Genomic DNA, 15,820 nt, shown 5'->3' with positions numbered 1-15,820 from the left:
CTTGCCGAACCGTTACACCTCGGCGACCCGGTCCAGCCAGCCGGGCTCGATGCGCGGCAGAGGAATGGCGTCCAGCAAGGCGCGGGTGTAGGCGTTCTCCGGTGCCGAGAAGACGCGATCGCAGGATCCTTGCTCGACCACGCGACCGTCGCGCATCACATAGACCCTGTCACAGACCGCGCGGATCACCGACAGATCGTGGCTGATGAAGGCCATGGACAGGCCGAGATCCCGCGAGAGCTCCTTCATCAGGTTGAGGACCTGTGCCTGCGTCGAGACATCAAGCCCCGAAACGATTTCGTCGGCCAGCACGAAGTCCGGTTCAAGCAGTGCAGCGCGGGCAATGCCGACGCGCTGGCGCTGGCCGCCCGACAGCTCATGCGGATTGCGATCAAGGCAGGCGGTCGGCAACATGAAGCGCTCGAAGATCGTGGCGACCCGCCGTTCGGCGGCTTTCGCGTCGTCTGCCAGACGGTGCAGCAGCAGTGGCTCGACGAGAATGCGCCGGATCGTGTGGCGCGGATTGAGTGATGCCATCGGATCCTGAAAGATCATCTGCATGCGGCTGCGCAGCGGCCGAAGCGCAGCATCGGGCATCCGGGTGATGTCGATCCCGTCGAAATGTATGGTGCCGGCCGAGACATCGATGAGCCGGAGCATGGCACGTCCGAGCGTCGTCTTGCCTGAGCCGGATTCACCAACGATGCCGATCGTTTCACCGCGCCGGACGGCGATGTCTACGCCATGCAGCACCTTGTGGCCCCCGCCGGGTTTGCCCAGAAGCCCGCGGGTCGCGCCATAGGTGACTTCGATATCGGATGCCGTCAGCAGCTCGTCAGACATGGGGCCTCGCCTCTGTTCCGATTTCCCGCCGCAGCTGGTCGAATACAGCCTGCGGAACAGGCGTCAGCCCGGCGTCCGGCCGATCGTAGCGCGGGCTCGCCGCAAGAAGAGCCTTCGTATAGGCATGAACCGGGCGGTCGAGCACATCGGCCGTCGACCCTGCCTCGATGACCTTGCCAGCATAAAGCAGGGTCACATGATCGCAGATTTGCGCGACGACGCCGAGGTCGTGGGTCACGAAGATGACAGCCGTCCCGTGCTTGTCCTGCATTCCGCGGATCAGACGCAGGATCTGCTTCTGCACGGTCACATCGAGTGCCGTCGTCGGTTCGTCGGCAACGACGAGCTTAGGTTCGAGCGCAAAGGCGGCGGCAATCAGCACGCGCTGGCGCATGCCACCGGAAAGCTCATGCGGATAGGCCTTGAGTACACGCTCGGGATCGCTGATATGCACCTCCTCCAGGAGCGCAATCGCGCGTTCATGCGCTTGCCGCCCAGACATCCCCCGCGCCATTCTGAGGCCGTCGGTCAGCTGCGCCTCAATACGCCGGCCCGGATTGAGCGCTGTTTGCGGATCCTGCGGAATGAGCGCGATCTCGCTTCCCATGATCCGCCGCAAGGCCTTTGGAGTAAGGGTCAACAGATCGCGACCCTCGAACAGAACGGAGCCGCCAGTGACACGAACGGTGCGCGGCAGGATGCCGAGCAAGGCCTTTGCAATGGTGGATTTGCCGGCGCCGCTTTCGCCGACGAGACCCAGCACTTCGCCGCGCGTCAGAGCCAGGGATACGTCCCTGAGGATGGGAGCACCATCGTCGCGATCGGAAACAGCCGTCAGCCCGGTTATGGAGAGGAGAGGACCGGTGCTCATCGGCGCATCACCGGATCGAGGGCTCGGCGCAGGCCGTCGCCCAATTGATTGAACGCAAGGACCGTGGCGAACAATGCGATCAGAGGCGCGACCATGACCCACCAGCCCTGATAGATCATCTGCCGGCCGGCTGCGATCATGCCACCCCAGGTCGGTGTGTCCGAAGAGACGGAAAGACCGACGAAGGACAGGATTGCCTCGACGATCACCGCAATGCCCATTTCCAGGCTGACGAGCGCGATAAGGACAGGCGCGACATTGGGCAATATCTCGGAGAAGAGGATGCGAGCACGCGGAAAGCCGATGGTTTGCGCGGCGGTCACATAGTCCATCTGCGCCTGAGCTTTCGTCTCGGATCGGACAACGCGACAGAACCGCGTCCAATCGATGATGACGATGGCGGCAATGACCGAGTGAACGCCGGCGCCGAAAACAGCGACGAGAAGGATTGACAGCAGGACCGGCGGGAACGCCATCCATATGTCGACGAGGCGCGAAATGACCCGGTCCGCCCAGCCGCCGTACCAGCCGGCGACAAGGCCGAGAAAGGTACCGATCAGGGCGGCGAGCGTTGCTGCGACGAAGGCAACGAGCAGCGCGATGCGGGTGCCGAAGATCAGGCGCGAGAGCACGTCGCGGCCGAGATCGTCGGTGCCGAGATAATAACCGGGCTCGGCCCCGTCGACCCAGGCGGGCGGCAAAGTGCCGAGCATCAGATCCTGTTCGAGCGGATCTTTTGGCGCGATCCAGGGCGAGAAGATTGCAAGGGTGATGAGAATGAGGATGAAGGCGCCGCCAAGGACAACTTTTGGCTGAGCCAGAAGAGCGCGGAGCCGCCGCTGGGCTGCCGTCGGATGGACAGGGTGGGACACGATATCAACCATGGCGCAGCCTCGGATTGAACGCGGCGACGAGCAGATCGACAAGCAGGTTGACCAGAATGAACAGCACCCCGAACACCAGCACCAGCCCTTGGATCAAGGGCAGGTCGCGGTTGATGACGGCGTCAATCGCCATGTTGCCGATGCCGGGATAGGAGAAGATGCGCTCGACGATGACGGTGCCGCCGATGAGAAAGGTGAATTGGACGCCGGTCAATGCAATGGTCGGGCCGATTGCATTGCGCAGCGCCTCCTGCAGCACAAGACGAAGCTCCGATATGCCTTTCAGCCGTGCGAGCAGGATGTAGTCCTGGACCATCGCTTCAGACAATGCCGCCTTGAGGACGCGAGCGATGATCGCGGCAAGCGGCAGCCCAAGCGCCAGAACCGGCATCACCATGTGCGCGACGACATCGCCGAACACGGCAAACCGCAGCCGGACCAGGCTTTCTATGAGATAGAACGGTGTCGCGAACTGCATGTCGATCGTCGGGTCGATGCGGCCGGAAAGCGGAAACAGCGGATAGAAGACGCCGAGCACCAGGACGAGTGCCAAGGCCCAGACGAAGTCCGGAACGGCCAGAAAGAGACTGTTCAGAGCGTCGATGATTGGTTCAAGTGGGCTGTGCCGCAGCAAGGTGCCGACGACCGCTATCGCTACCCCCAATCCGACCGCCACGAAGAGGGCCGCAATGGCGAGCTCAACCGTTGCCGGCAGGCGCTCGCCAAGCAGGTCGAGAACGCTGCGTTTGAGGGATATCGAGGTGCCGAAGTCACCAGCCAGCATGGCCTTCAGCCACAGGCCGAACTGTACCGGCAGACTCGCATCCAGGCCGTAATGTGCGCGTAAGGCGGCAACATCCGCGTCGCTCGCACCCGGCGAAATCATCATGGCGATCGGATCCCCAGGGACGACACGCAACAGGACGAACACGATCAGGGCGACGCCGAACAAAGTGACGGCGGCCATGACGACGCGATTGAAGATAGAAAGCGCTATCATCAGCTCATATTTCTCGCAGGACGTCGAGTTGCCGCCAAGTTGCGGCAGCAGCGCCTGCAAAGGATGCCATTTCGGAATGCGGACGGGCTTTTCAACCCGCCCGGAGCCGGATTCATCATCCGGTTGGAAGCAGGTTTACGCCTTGGCGACCAGTATCGGCTGCAAGGCGCCCGAAACGTTCGGGGTCACCTTGAGGCTCGACTTGTAAACGATCGGCTGGGCGTATTGCAGAAGCGGGATCACGTAGCCCTCTTCGGCAATATACTTGCTGACGGCCTTCCACCCCGCAATTCGCTTTGCCTCGTCCTTTTCGCCCCAGAGCGGTCCGATCATGTTGTCTAGATCGTCGGTGTTCCAGACCGAGTGCGGCGAGGGGCCAAACATTGCAAAGCCCGTCGATGTGGTCGGATCGCCGATCGCGTTGCCCCAGTTGTAGAAGGCGGCCGGCGCCAGAGTGTCGGCAGCGCGCAGCTCGTAGTGCTTGGCGATTTCGTAAACCTCGATATCCGCCTCGATGCCGACCTTGCGCCACATGCCGACGATCGCCTGGATCATCTCGTAATCCTTGGGCTTGAAGCCTCGCGTCGTCTGGATCTTGAACTTGGCCGGCTTTGCCGACGAGTAACCGGACGCGGCGAGCAGCTTCTTCGCCTTCTCAGCATCGAAGCCGACGACGATCGACGGATCAAAGGCGTCGTACTCCGGTGCCTCCAGCGTGTCGATCGGCACGCCGTAGCCGCGCAGCAGGCGGCCAACGATCGCCTTCTTGTCGATCGCGTGATGAGCGGCCAGACGCACGTTCTTATCCAGCATCACGTCGATATTGTTGATGAAGATCATGCCGATATCGGAGATCGGTGCTGCGACGCCGGCAAGTCCAGACTTCTTCTTCAGGCGATCGAAATCCTCGTAGGGAATTTCGAGCGTGAGGTCGGAAGATCCGGATTCGATTTCAGCAACGCGGCTTGTCGTATCGGGCACGAACTTGAAGACGACCGTGTCGAAGGCCGGCTTGTCGCCGAAGTAGTTCGGGTTTGCCTTGAGGCGCAGGAAGGCGTTGCCCTCATAGGCATCGACCATGTAGGGGCCGGTGCCGATCGGCTTCTTCTCGAAGCCTTCGGCCCCGACCTTCTCATAATAGGCTTTGGGCAGGACGTAGCCGGTAAGAAACGCCATCCACTTGAAGTAGGTCGGCTCGAAGCGCAGCACATCACCGGTGATGCGCTTGCCGTCAATCTTGTAGTTGCCGGCCGTCGACCAGATGAAGGAGATCGGATTGCCACCTTTTTGGTCAGCCGCACGCGTCAGCGACCAGACGATGTCTTCCGGCGTAAACGGCGAGCCGTCGTGCCAGGTAACGCCTTCGCGGACATCCATCCAGACCTTGGTCTTGTCCTCGTTCCAGCCCCAGTCCGTCAGCAGGCCAGGTTGAAACTTCAGGTCCGGCCCTTGGCCGATATATTGGTCGAAGACCGACCGATAAATGGCCTGGATGCTCGGATTGACCGCCGATGGGCCGGTCGTGGGATCGAAGGATGGCAGATTGACGTTGAAGGCTATCGTCAGCGTGCCGTTTTCGGCAGCAGAGACGATATTTCGACCTGCGAGAATCCCAGTAATGAAAGTTGCTGCGCCGAGGCTCAATGCCTCGCGCCGAGTAAGTGTCGTCATAGTTTTCCGTTCCCCTGTTAGCGGAAGGAGGCTTTGCACCGGCCTCGGCTGCCGCTGGCAATTTATTATCGGAATGTTTCAACCTTAAAATAAGTAACGCGAACCGGCAAGCACTTTGCTGAAGCTTGAACAACCTCCCAATCATATGCCGCAGCATATATTTACGAGCGCTACTCATTGGGCGCGTCGGCGCGATCCTACAAAGGTATCAGCTAGGCAAGCATTTGCTGATTGACAGTGTTGCGTCAGCCGAAATATGCTTTTGCAAATGAATATAAAAGTAGTCCGCATGGACGAAGGGGAATGCCATGGCCGAACGCTCGTTTGCGCGTGAAGTCGAGGATCTGAAGCGGGGGGAAGGCGAAATCTTCCGCGGCGAAGGTATCCTCGCAATTACCAAAGCCCTCCTGCAATCCGGTGTATCCTATGTCGGCGGCTATCAGGGATCGCCCATCTCGCATTTGATGGACGTGCTTGCCGATGCCAAGGACGTGATGGAGGATCTGGGCGTTCATTTTGAGACCTCGGCGTCTGAAGCGGCCGCCGCCGCCATGCTTTCCGCTTCGGTGATGTATCCCCTGCGCGGAGCGGTCACCTGGAAGTCGACGGCCGGAACGAACGTCGCCTCGGATGCGCTTTCCAACCTCTCCTCCGGCGGCGTGACGGGCGGCGCTCTCATCATCATCGGCGAGGACTATGGCGAAGGCTCCTCGATCATGCAGGAGCGCAGCCATGCATATGCGATGAAGTCGCAGCTGTGGCTCCTCAATCCGCGGCCGAATCTGCCCTCGATCGTGGACGCCGTGGAAACCGGCTTCGAGCTGTCGGAAGCCTCCAATACGCCCGTCATGCTGCAGGTCGGCATTCGCAGCTGTCACATGCATGGGCAGTTCGAGGCGAAGAACAACAAGCGCCCCGAATTCACGCTGAAGCAGGCGCTCGAAAATCCGGTGCGCGACGTCAACCGCATCGTTCTGCCGCCGGCCTCCTTCCTGCACGAGAAGGAGAAGCTGGAGAAGCGCTGGCCTGCCGCCGTCGAGTTCATCAAGAGCCGTAAGCTCAATGAATATTTCGGCCCGTCGGAAGGCGAGGTCGGTATCATCCTGCTTGGCGGCGCGTACAATGGCGTCATGCGCGCGCTACAGCAGCTCGGCCTTGCCGACGTCTACGGCAATTCCTCCATCCCGCTCTATGTCCTGAACGTCGCCTATCCGCTGATCGACGACCAGGTGGCCGAGTTCTGCGCGGGCAAGAAGGCGGTGCTGATGGTCGAGGAGGGGGCGCCCGAATATATCGAGCAGTCGCTCAACACCATCCTGCGCCGCCGCGACATCCAGACCAAGGTCTCGGGCAAGGACGTGCTGCCGATGGGCGGCGAGTATACGGCGCCGGTGCTGGTCAAGGGCATTAAGACGTTTATCGAGATGCACCAGCGCCTCCTGCTCGGCAACCAGCCGCCGATACCCGATCCGACGCCTGTTCTCAACGATCCGAAGGTCAAGGCGCTTGCCGAAGTCGTGCCGCCGCGGCCGGCGGGCTTTTGCACCGGCTGTCCGGAGCGGCCGATCTTCGCGGCCATGAAGCTGGTCGAAAAGGAGCTGGGCGAACACCACGTTTCGGCCGACATCGGCTGTCATCTGTTCTCGATCCTGCCTCCCTTTAATATCGGCGGTACGACGATGGGCTATGGGCTCGGTCCAGCTTCCGCTTCCGCCTTCAATGTGGAATCGGACAAGCGCTCCATTTCGGTCATGGGCGACGGCGGCTTCTGGCACAATGGTCTGGCGACGTCGGTCGGCAACGCCGTCTTCAACAAGCAGGACGGCGTCATCCTCGTCGTCGACAATTACTATTCCGCGGCGACCGGCGGGCAGGACATCATGTCGTCGCGTGCGCTGAACCCGCGGCGCAAGACCAGCAATTCCATCGTCAACGCGGTGAAGGGGATTGGTGCGACCTGGGTGCGCCAGATTGATCGTACCTATGACGTTGCGAAGATGCGGGACACGCTGCGCGAGGCGCTGACGACGAAGGAGCCGGGCCCGAAGATCATCGTCGCTTCGTCGGAATGCATGCTCAACAAGCAGCGCCGCGTGAAGCCGCAATTCGCCAAGGCGGTGAAGGACGGCAAGCGCATGGTCAAGGAGCGCTTCGGCGTCGACGAGGATGTGTGTACCGGCGATCACGCCTGTATCCGGCTTTCCGGTTGTCCGTCGCTGTCGGTCAAGCATACCGACGATCCGCTGAAGGACGATCCGGTCGCGGCGGTCGACAACACATGCGTCGGCTGCGGCAATTGCGGTGAGGTGGCGGAAGCGGCCGTCCTCTGTCCGTCGTTCTATCGCGCCGACGTCATTCATAACCCGACGGGCTGGGATCGTTTCGTTGCCCGCATGCGCAGCCGCGCCATCGGCTGGCTGCAGGCGCGCCGCCAGGCAAGCCGCATCGTCTTTGCCGATTGAGGAGCGCGACCATGAACGAGCAAGCGAGCCTCAACGAGCGCCTTTCAACCGACAAGCCGATTTCCGTCGCTATCCTCGCCATGGGCGGGCAGGGCGGCGGCGTGCTTGCCGACTGGATCGTGGCGCTTGCGGAAGAGCAGGGTTGGATGGCGCAGACGACGTCAGTCCCCGGCGTGGCTCAGCGCACCGGCGCCACCATCTACTATCTGGAAATGCTGCCGGCCCGCGACGGGCACGCACCGATCTTCTCGCTGATGCCGACGCCTGGTGATGTCGACATCGTGCTTGCCGCCGAACTGATGGAAGCCGGCCGTTCGGTGCTGCGCGGGCTCGTCACTCCGGACAAGACGACGTTGATCGCCTCCACCCATAGATCGTTTGCGGTCGGCGAGAAGGAAAAGCCCGGCGATGGCACGGCCAATCCTGTTGTCGTCACCGATGCCACCGATTTCGCCGCCAAGCGCATCATCGCCTTCGATATGGAGACGCTGGCGACCAGCAACGGCAGCGTGATTTCGGCCTCGATGTTCGGTGCGCTCGCCGGGTCCGGCGCATTGCCCTTCGGCAAGGAAGCCTTCGAGGCGACCATCCGCGCCGGCGGCAAGGGCATCGAGGCCAGCCTGAAGGCCTTCAACGCGGCCCTCGAACGCGCCTCCGGCAAGCCCAACGATTCCGTCTCCGCAACGCCGCACAAGCGTCTGGACGCACTGCCGGAAACGGCGGGGCATCCGGATCTCGACCGGCTGGTCAACCGCATTCGCGCCGAGTTTCCTGAACAGGCAAGGCCGCTGCTCTTTGCCGGCGTCAAGAAGCTCACCGATTTCCAGGATCCTGCCTATGCCGGCGAATATCTGGATCGCGTTGCTGTATTGCGCGCGCTCGACCGTAAGGCAGGCGGCGAGGCAAAGGGTTTCGCCTTTACCACGCAGGCGGCGAAATACGTGGCTGTTGCCATGGCCTATGACGACGTCATCCGCGTTGCCGACCTCAAGGTGCGTGGTTCGCGTTTCGAGCGCGTGCGCAAGGAAGTGGGCGTCAGATCGGACCAGATCCTTTATATGACGGAATACATGCATCCGCGCATGGAGGAAATCTGCGGTACGCTGCCGAAGGCGTGGGGCCTGTGGATCGAAAAGCGGCCGTCGCTGTTCAACCGGCTCGACCGCATCGTCAACAAGGGGCGGCGCGTGAAGACCGGCACGCTCTTCTGGTTCCTCGGCCTCTACGCCGTCTCCGCGCTTCGCGGCACGCGGCGTGGCACGCTCAGGCACATGCGCGAGACGGAGCACCGCGAAGCCTGGCTCGCGGCCGCAACCGGTCTCCTCGCCACCAACTACGCTCTCGCCGTCGAGGTGCTGAACAATCGCCGGCTGGTGAAGGGGTATTCCGATACCCATGCTCGCGGGCTGTCGAAATTCGACCGCGTCATGTCGGCGCTCACGATGCTGCGCGACCGCGAAGACGGCGAAGCCTGGATGCGGCGGTTGCGGCAGGCAGCACTGCTCGATGAGAGCGGCATTGCGCTCGACGGTGCGTTGAAGACGGTGGCGACGCTCTGAACCCTTTCTGCCTCGGTCTCACGCGGGTTTCACCACCGGGGTCGCGCCTGTGAGCTGCGCCCGGCGCCGGTTCATGCATGGGAGCGGAATCGGTTTTTTCAAAGGGGGAGGTTGTATGGATAGTCTCAAGGGGGTAGGCGCAGGAGCGAAAGCCCACGGCGCAAAAGAGATTTCTCCTGGCAAAAGTCTGCTTGTGGTCCTGCTCTGCTGGGTCGCGATCTTTGCAGAAGGGTATGACGTCGGCGTTCTCGGCGCCATTCTGCCGTCGCTGGCGGCCGACACCGCCTGGAATCTGACGCCGCTACAGCTCGGCGCGATGGGCAGCTACACGCTGTTCGGCATGCTGATCGGCGGGATCGTCATTTCAACTCTCAGCGACGTTTATGGCCGCAAGCCGATGTTCCTGATGTGCCTGACACTGTTTGCCGCTTGCATGATGGTGACCGCCTTGTCGCCGACGCCAGCTTGGTTCGCGGTCAGCCGCTTCGTCGCCGGTCTCGGGCTGGCGGCATCATTCCGGTGGCGGCCGCACTCACCATCGAATACTCGCCGTCGAGCCGAAAGAGCCTCAACTACGGCATCATGTATTCCGGCTATTCGCTGGGTATCCTCGCAGCTGCTCTCGTCGGCCGCGAGCTGGTGGCCGATCACGGCTGGCGCGCCGTCGTGCTGGTCGGTGCCGCGCCGCTCGTCTTCGTGCCGCTTCTCGCCTGGATGCTGCCGGAATCCCTGGAATACCTCGTCGGTCAGAAGCGCAATGAAGCCGCGCGCAAGCTTGCTGCCCGCCTGGGCGTCGAAGTACCGGCGGCAGTACAGAGGCCGGGTGCCAAGACCGGCTGGCGGGAAGTTCTCGGCGAGATCTTCGCGCCGCGCAACGCCTTCATGACCATCTGCTTCTGGGTGGCGCTGTTCTCCGGTCTTCTCTTGGTCTACGGCCTTGCGCAGTGGCTGCCGCAAATCATGCGCAAGAGCGGTTACGATCTCGGTGATGCCTTGCTGTTTCTGGCCGTTTTCAGCTTTACGTCGGCGATCGGCGGCATCGTGCTCGGAAAGTGGGCTGACCGCTTCGGTCCGCGGCGTACCGTCGCGCTGGCCTACATTGCCGGGGCTTTCGGTATCGCCGCCATGGCCTTCCAGAGCTCGATCTGGCTGAACTATACCTTTGTTGCCATCGCCGGTTTCGGCACGGTGTCGGCATCGCTCGTTCTGACCGGCTATCTCGCCTCGCATCTGAAGCCGTTCGTCCGCGCGGCGGGCACGGGCTGGGCCTTGAGCTTTGCCCGTATCGGCGCGCTCAGCGGACCGTTGCTCGGCGGCTATATCGCCAGCCTCAACGTCGGGCCTCAGTGGAACTTCTATGTCTTTGCGGGCGTAGCACTGGTGGCGGCACTGGCTACGCTCCTCATTCCTGCCAAAAGGGCGGACTGACCGAAAAACGAGCTCGGCTCGCCCGATAGGTCGCGCATTTGGAAAGCCGCGCGTCGAAAGATGCGCGGTTTTCACTTTGAGCCGGCTGCCGCATCCGGCCCGTTACGGTTGCAGCGCCTGCCGGCGGGACGGCCATCAGATCTCGTGCTTGCGGATATTGTGTAGCACCTTGTGCAGCGTCGAGATGAACACGCGATATTCACTTTCGTCGACGCCATCGAACATCTGCAGGAAGAGGTCGTACATGGTCGGCCAGATCTTCTCAAAGACGGCACGGCCTTCCTCGGTGATGGACACGTCGCGGACGCGCATGTCCTCGGGCCGTGGCTGGCGGCGGATGTAGCCCTGCTCTTCGAGTGAATCCAGGGTGCGGCTCATCGTCGACTGTTCTGTAACGGCAAAGACGGAGAGTTCGTTGATGGTGACGGAGGTGGACACGGCCAAGACCGCCAGCGCCCTCATCTTGGCGGTGGTGATGTCATGCTGCTTGAGCTCCTCGGCCATGTTGGCATTCCAGCGAGCCATGATCCGGTTCATGAGGTAGGGCGCGAAATGGTTGAGCCCGATTTCGCCCATGGCCGGCCGTGTTTCGTAGCCGTCCTGCTTGCGTCTCAGTACCGTGCCCGAAAAGCGCTCCGCCATGGATTCTCCTAGGTTTTCCTTATGTCAGGGAGGATGCGAGAAGGAACCCTGATCCGCCGCTAAGTCCCGGGCCGGGATGGGTCGAGGCGCCGATGTGGTACAGTCCCGAAATGTGGGTGCGGTGGTTAACAGAAGACTTGAAGGGGCGCCACAGGAAAAACTGGTCGACCCCGCAGAAGCCGCCATACGGGTCGCCGCCGACGAGGTTCATGTTCATCGCCTCGAGGTCGGCCGGCGAATACGCGCGGCGCTTGATCTTGATGCTATCGAAATTCTCGATATGGCGCGACAGCAGCGCCTCCACGCGGTCGGCGTAGCGCTCGCGCACCGTCTCGTTCCAGCGTCCGTCGGCGGGCGTTTCGATTTCGCCGGCGGCATCTCCCTTGAGAAACCGCGGCGCTTCGGGAAGCTGCAACCACAGGATCGATTTGCCCGCAGGCGCGCGGCTCGGATCGAAGGAGGCCGGCTGTCCGACGCAGACGGAAGGTTCGGCCGGCAGCAGGCTGCGCTCGCATTCGTTGCTGGCGCGCGACACGCCGTCGAGGCCGGGCGTCAGATGCAGAAGGGCAACCTTGTCAAGCTCGGGATTGGCCTTCCAGCGCGGCGGCTCGGAAAGCGCATAGTGGATCTGCATGTTGCCCTTGCCGTAACGATAGCGGGCAACGCCTTCGTTGACGGTTTCAGGCAAGGGGGTGGGCCAACCTTGCGTCAAACGTCCGTAAAGCTGGTTCGGCGTCGTCGAGCAGATGACGCCGCTCCTGGCACGCCATGTCTCGCCGTTCGCGAGACGGACACCGCCTGCGCGATTTCCGGGGCCTGGAATGACGCGCTCGACCTCGGCGCCGGTGCGGATCTCGCCGCCCTGATCGGCGATCAGCCGCTCGAAGGCGGCGGTCAGCGACGCGGCCCCGCGCTTGGCGACCGGGCAGCCGGCCAGTTCGATGGCAAAGCCGATGACCTTCAGCATTTCCGCCGAGTAGGCGCTCTCCGGGCCAAGGCCGCAGTGCAGCACCCAAGGCGCCCAGAGCGCATGGATGTCTTCCGATTTATAGTTGGTTTCGAGATAGCCGCGGGCCGGCGCCAGCGCCTCGCCGAACCAGGCCGCAAGGTCGCGCAGGCCGCGGCCCCAGCCCTGTTTTGCAACGGTCTTCAGCGTCGTCCCGGACCAGAGCGCGCCACCGAGCAGCGCAAACAGGAACGGCGCATCCACGCCGAGCCTGTCCATGTCGCGCGCATAAGCCTTTCCGTCTCCGGGCGAAAGGGCTTCGAAGGTTGCGATGTTGCGGTTGCGGTCCTTTGAAAAGATGACGTGCGCGCCATCCGGCCTGAGCACGCCAGTCGGCAGGTCGGCATGCGCGAACTCAAGCCCACGTGCCTCCAGATCCTTGCCGAGCGCGCCGTAGGCGGGCGAAGTCAGGAACAGCACCATGGTCGTCGCCATGACGTCGTGGAGGAAGCCGGGCGCGGTGATCTCTTCCGTGCGCAGGCACCCGCCGACGTGGTCGTTGCGCTCCAGGACAAGGACCTTGCGGCCCTTCTTGCCGAGCATGGCGGCGGCGACCAGCGCGTTGATGCCGCTGCCTACGATAATATAGTCATAGTCGCTCATCGGCCGTGCGGTTCCAGTAGCGAATAACCCTTGAGATCGGGAGCGATTGAAGGGACATGCCTAGTCGCGCCAAAAGAAAGGGCCGGGGCGCTGCAGCGCCCCGGCCAAGCAAGATTACTTCGCGATCAGCGCCAGCGCACGCACCGGCGAGCCGGTGCCCTTGACGAACTTCAGCGGCGCAGCGATCAGCACGGCGCCCTTGGCAGGCAACTGGTCGAGATTGCTGAGGCTGGCAAGGCCGTAGCGATTATTCTTGTGCATCAGGTTGTGTGCCGGGAAGGGCGGGTTCATGCCCCCGGCCGAACCGGCGTCGGTGCCGATGGTTTCCTGGCCCCAGCCGATGACGCCCTTGTCGACCAAATACTGGATCGCCTCGGCGGTTGGGCCGGGCGAGTGCGGCCCGTTTTCGTCGGCGTTGAGGAAGGCTTCGGTCGAGCCGTTGCGCTTGTACCAGTCGGTGCGCAGCAGAACCCAGGTGCCAGCCTCGATCTCGCCGTGCTCGGCCTCCCACTGCTTGATGCTGTCAACAGTCAGGAGATAGTCGGCATCGGCCGCGGCTTCCTTGGAGCGGTCGATGACGTTGACCGGCGCCACGAAATTCTGCGGCGGGATGGTGTCTGTGGTGTTGTTCGGGTTGTCCTTGCCAGTGACCCAGTGGCAGGGCGCATCGAAATGCGTGCCGGTGTGCTCGCCCAGTTCCAGCCAGTTCCAGGCCCAGAACGGACCGTCCTGATCGTAGTGCGAAATGGTGTGCACCTTGACGGAAGGGGTGTTCTTGCCGAACTGCGGCGGCAGGTAGAGCACCGGCGTGTCGGGGCCGAGTGGCGCGGTAAGATCGACGACCTTCACGGCGCCGGAGATGAGTGCGGTTGCGAGGTTGGAAAGAGCGGTAGAAGACATTTTCAGGGTTCCCCTTGGCGAGATGCCAGCGCGACAGTGCAAAGGGCTTTTGAGGCTTCTTGTCTATTGCCCGCAGCGGCTGGATGAAGGGAGCCTATGTTACGAAATATGATATTGCAAGTATTTGGAGCCAGCGAAAGCGATATGCCCGGTGCATGCTCAGACGCGGCAAAGAACAAGGCAATTCTGCCTGAGGCTAGGCATCTTAGGACGTTCGACCAGATCGCCACGCCGCGACTGCTTACATCCTGGCCCGCAAACCCTTGAACAGGCTCTTCGAAGATGTATGCATGTGCGAATAAAAAAGTGCATTAAACAAGGGGTTCAAGCATGAGCTACGATGCAGTGGTGGTCGGCGCCGGTCACAATGGACTTGCAGCGGCGGTCCACCTGGCGGCGAAGGGATGGAAGGTTGCGGTGGTCGAGGCCAAGGCGGAGGCGGGCGGCGCCGTCAAGACGCGCGAGCTGACCGTTCCTGGTTTCCGCCACGATGTTGCCGCCATGAACCTCTCCATGTTTGCCGGCTCGGCCTTCTTTGCCGAACATAAGGACGCGCTGACGGCACACGGCCTTGCCTTCGTGCCGGCTGCCGATTGTTTTGCAACCGTGTTTCGCGACGATACCTTCCTTGGCGTCAGTTCCGATCTCGAAAAGACCAGTGCGGGCATTGCGGCACTTTCGCCGACGGATGCTATCGCCTGGCAGGCGATGCTTACGGAATTCGGCTCCGACGCGCCCCATATCTTCGGTCTTCTCGGGGCACCTATGCCGTCCCTGGCGGCCGCAAAGATTGTCTGGAAGGCATGGCGGCAAAAGGGAACCGGCTGGCTCTATGATACGCTGCGGCTTCTCTTTGCCTCGCCGCGCGATTTTCTCGATGCGCGGTTCAAGCACGCGAAGCTCAAGACGATGATGGCCGCCTGGGGGCTGCATCTCGACTTTCCCCCCGACGTCGCCGGTGGCGCCTTGTTTCCATACCTTGAATCGATGGCAAGCCAGGCGTTCGGCATGGTGATCGGCAAGGGCGGTGCCGACACGATCATCACAGCAATGACAAGTCTTCTCGAGGCAAAAGGCGGGGAGTTGATCCTCAACGCTCCGGTCGAAAGCATCAGAGTGTCCGGGGGGCGAGCGACCGGCGTTGTGCTGGCGGACGGGCGAACCCTGGAAGCTCAGAAGGCCGTGATCGCCAACATTCATCCCAAGATCCTGTTTGGTCGCCTCGTTGCGGCCGACGAGGCGAGCGCCGACTTTGATCGCAAGGTCGGTCAATTCCGCGCCGGGCCGGGAACGATGATGATCCACCTTGCACTCGAGGATTTGCCTGACTGGCGTGCGGGCGAGGGGCTCAAGCGCTTCGCCTATGTTCACGTTGCGCCGGACCTCGAAATGATGTCGCGCGTCTATGCCGAGGCCGCCGCCGGGCTGCTCCCGACCGAGCCCGCGCTCGTCGTCGGTCAGCCAACCGCGATCGATCCGGCCCGCGCTCCGGAGGGCAAGCATGTCCTCTGGGTGCAGGTGCGTGTTCTGCCGGCAGAATTCCACGGCGACGCCGCGGGAAGAATCACCGCCCGGAATTGGGATGATGCGAAGGAAGCCTATGCCGAGCGCGTCCTCGACATTATCGAGCGCTATGCGCCGGGGCTCCGGTCGAAGGTGCTTGGACGTGCAATATTCTCGCCAACAGACCTTGAGCGTGAGAACCCGAACCTGATCGGCGGCGACAATTTGTCGGGAAGCCATCACCTCGACCAGAACTTCATCTTCCGTCCGGTTGCCGGCTACTCGCGCTATGCCACGCCGGTGAAGTCGCTCTATATGTGCGGCGCCTCGACTTGGCCGGGCGCCGGCACGGGAGCCGGTTCCGGTTTCATGCTTGCGAAGATGCTTTCCCGGCAATAGCGGCGTTTGCCGAAAGCTATTCCTTTGACATTTCAAATATTGATGCATA

12 protein-coding genes and 1 pseudogene are annotated in these 15,820 nt (G+C 62.2%); 5 read left to right on the top strand and 8 right to left on the bottom strand.

The window, feature by feature from the left end:
* Window positions 1-12 precede the first annotated feature (12 nt).
* The 5 genes from ACPYOJ_RS15160 to ACPYOJ_RS15140 form a co-directional block, all read right to left on the bottom strand.
* Window positions 13-843 (bottom strand): ATP-binding cassette domain-containing protein, encoded by an 831-nt coding sequence (locus tag ACPYOJ_RS15160; RefSeq protein ID WP_481416989.1) that lies wholly within the window; start codon window positions 841-843, stop codon window positions 13-15.
* Window positions 836-1,714: an ABC transporter ATP-binding protein gene (locus ACPYOJ_RS15155; protein WP_481416988.1), complete on the bottom strand. Its 879-nt coding sequence runs from the start codon at window positions 1,712-1,714 to the stop codon at window positions 836-838. The genes ACPYOJ_RS15160 and ACPYOJ_RS15155 overlap by 8 nt, the downstream gene beginning before the upstream one ends.
* The gene (locus tag ACPYOJ_RS15150; protein ID WP_481416987.1) at window positions 1,711-2,598 is read right to left on the bottom strand and encodes an ABC transporter permease; all 888 of its coding nucleotides are present in this window, start codon (window positions 2,596-2,598) and stop codon (window positions 1,711-1,713) included. Before ACPYOJ_RS15150 ends, ACPYOJ_RS15155 begins: the two co-directional genes overlap by 4 nt.
* Entirely contained in the window at window positions 2,591-3,598 is a 1,008-nt protein-coding gene (locus tag ACPYOJ_RS15145; RefSeq protein ID WP_481416986.1) for an ABC transporter permease, read from the bottom strand. The genes ACPYOJ_RS15150 and ACPYOJ_RS15145 overlap by 8 nt, the downstream gene beginning before the upstream one ends.
* Before the next feature lie 135 nt (window positions 3,599-3,733).
* Window positions 3,734-5,269, bottom strand: a complete 1,536-nt coding sequence (locus ACPYOJ_RS15140; RefSeq protein ID WP_481416985.1) for an ABC transporter substrate-binding protein — start codon at window positions 5,267-5,269, stop codon at window positions 3,734-3,736.
* A 308-nt stretch (window positions 5,270-5,577) separates the two neighbouring features.
* Between ACPYOJ_RS15140 and ACPYOJ_RS15135 the strand changes: the two genes are divergently transcribed.
* The 4 genes and pseudogenes from ACPYOJ_RS15135 to ACPYOJ_RS15120 all read left to right on the top strand — a co-directional run bounded on the left by ACPYOJ_RS15135 (window position 5,578) and on the right by ACPYOJ_RS15120 (window position 10,718).
* Window positions 5,578-7,731, top strand: coding sequence for a thiamine pyrophosphate-dependent enzyme (locus ACPYOJ_RS15135; RefSeq protein WP_481416984.1), 2,154 nt, complete (start codon window positions 5,578-5,580; stop codon window positions 7,729-7,731).
* A gap of 11 nt (window positions 7,732-7,742) precedes the next feature.
* Complete coding sequence (locus tag ACPYOJ_RS15130; protein ID WP_481416983.1) at window positions 7,743-9,290, top strand: indolepyruvate oxidoreductase subunit beta family protein; 1,548 nt, start codon at window positions 7,743-7,745, stop codon at window positions 9,288-9,290.
* A 73-nt stretch (window positions 9,291-9,363) separates the two neighbouring features.
* Window positions 9,364-10,235 (top strand): annotated as a pseudogene (locus tag ACPYOJ_RS15125) (MFS transporter); the annotation flags it as partial.
* Between the two features lie 15 nt (window positions 10,236-10,250).
* A complete protein-coding gene (locus tag ACPYOJ_RS15120) occupies window positions 10,251-10,718 on the top strand; it encodes an MFS transporter (protein WP_481417006.1) in 468 nt (155 codons plus the stop codon).
* A gap of 135 nt (window positions 10,719-10,853) precedes the next feature.
* Here ACPYOJ_RS15120 and ACPYOJ_RS15115 read toward each other — a convergent pair whose 3' ends face one another.
* The 3 genes from ACPYOJ_RS15115 to ACPYOJ_RS15105 form a co-directional block, all read right to left on the bottom strand.
* Complete coding sequence (locus tag ACPYOJ_RS15115) at window positions 10,854-11,360, bottom strand: MarR family winged helix-turn-helix transcriptional regulator (RefSeq protein ID WP_481416982.1); 507 nt, start codon at window positions 11,358-11,360, stop codon at window positions 10,854-10,856.
* Between the two features lie 19 nt (window positions 11,361-11,379).
* Complete coding sequence (locus tag ACPYOJ_RS15110) at window positions 11,380-12,969, bottom strand: phytoene desaturase family protein (protein ID WP_481416981.1); 1,590 nt, start codon at window positions 12,967-12,969, stop codon at window positions 11,380-11,382.
* A gap of 114 nt (window positions 12,970-13,083) precedes the next feature.
* Window positions 13,084-13,869, bottom strand: coding sequence for a cyclase family protein (locus tag ACPYOJ_RS15105; protein ID WP_481416980.1), 786 nt, complete (start codon window positions 13,867-13,869; stop codon window positions 13,084-13,086).
* 330 nt (window positions 13,870-14,199) lie between these two features.
* On the opposite strand from ACPYOJ_RS15105, the gene ACPYOJ_RS15100 reads away from it, so the two are divergent.
* The gene (locus ACPYOJ_RS15100; RefSeq protein ID WP_481416979.1) at window positions 14,200-15,771 is read left to right on the top strand and encodes a phytoene desaturase family protein; all 1,572 of its coding nucleotides are present in this window, start codon (window positions 14,200-14,202) and stop codon (window positions 15,769-15,771) included.
* The last annotated feature ends 49 nt before the right edge of the window (window positions 15,772-15,820 follow it).

It is taken from the genome of Rhizobium sp. SVR5-9E (assembly GCF_056755095.1).
This window is presented reverse-complemented; position numbering and strand designations above follow the sequence as displayed.

Excerpts from the sequence above, each read along its gene's own strand:
- ACPYOJ_RS15160 (WP_481416989.1), bottom strand. The coding sequence starts at position 843 with ATGTCTGACGAGCTGCTGACGGCATCCGATATCGAAGTCACCTATGGC.
- ACPYOJ_RS15155 (WP_481416988.1), bottom strand. The coding sequence starts at position 1,714 with ATGAGCACCGGTCCTCTCCTCTCCATAACCGGGCTGACGGCTGTTTCC.
- ACPYOJ_RS15150 (WP_481416987.1), bottom strand. The coding sequence starts at position 2,598 with ATGGTTGATATCGTGTCCCACCCTGTCCATCCGACGGCAGCCCAGCGG.
- ACPYOJ_RS15145 (WP_481416986.1), bottom strand. The coding sequence starts at position 3,598 with ATGATAGCGCTTTCTATCTTCAATCGCGTCGTCATGGCCGCCGTCACT.
- ACPYOJ_RS15140 (WP_481416985.1), bottom strand. The coding sequence starts at position 5,269 with ATGACGACACTTACTCGGCGCGAGGCATTGAGCCTCGGCGCAGCAACT.
- ACPYOJ_RS15135 (WP_481416984.1), top strand. The coding sequence starts at position 5,578 with ATGGCCGAACGCTCGTTTGCGCGTGAAGTCGAGGATCTGAAGCGGGGG.
- ACPYOJ_RS15130 (WP_481416983.1), top strand. The coding sequence starts at position 7,743 with ATGAACGAGCAAGCGAGCCTCAACGAGCGCCTTTCAACCGACAAGCCG.
- ACPYOJ_RS15120 (WP_481417006.1), top strand. The coding sequence starts at position 10,251 with ATGCGCAAGAGCGGTTACGATCTCGGTGATGCCTTGCTGTTTCTGGCC.
- ACPYOJ_RS15115 (WP_481416982.1), bottom strand. The coding sequence starts at position 11,360 with ATGGCGGAGCGCTTTTCGGGCACGGTACTGAGACGCAAGCAGGACGGC.
- ACPYOJ_RS15110 (WP_481416981.1), bottom strand. The coding sequence starts at position 12,969 with ATGAGCGACTATGACTATATTATCGTAGGCAGCGGCATCAACGCGCTG.
- ACPYOJ_RS15105 (WP_481416980.1), bottom strand. The coding sequence starts at position 13,869 with ATGTCTTCTACCGCTCTTTCCAACCTCGCAACCGCACTCATCTCCGGC.
- ACPYOJ_RS15100 (WP_481416979.1), top strand. The coding sequence starts at position 14,200 with ATGAGCTACGATGCAGTGGTGGTCGGCGCCGGTCACAATGGACTTGCA.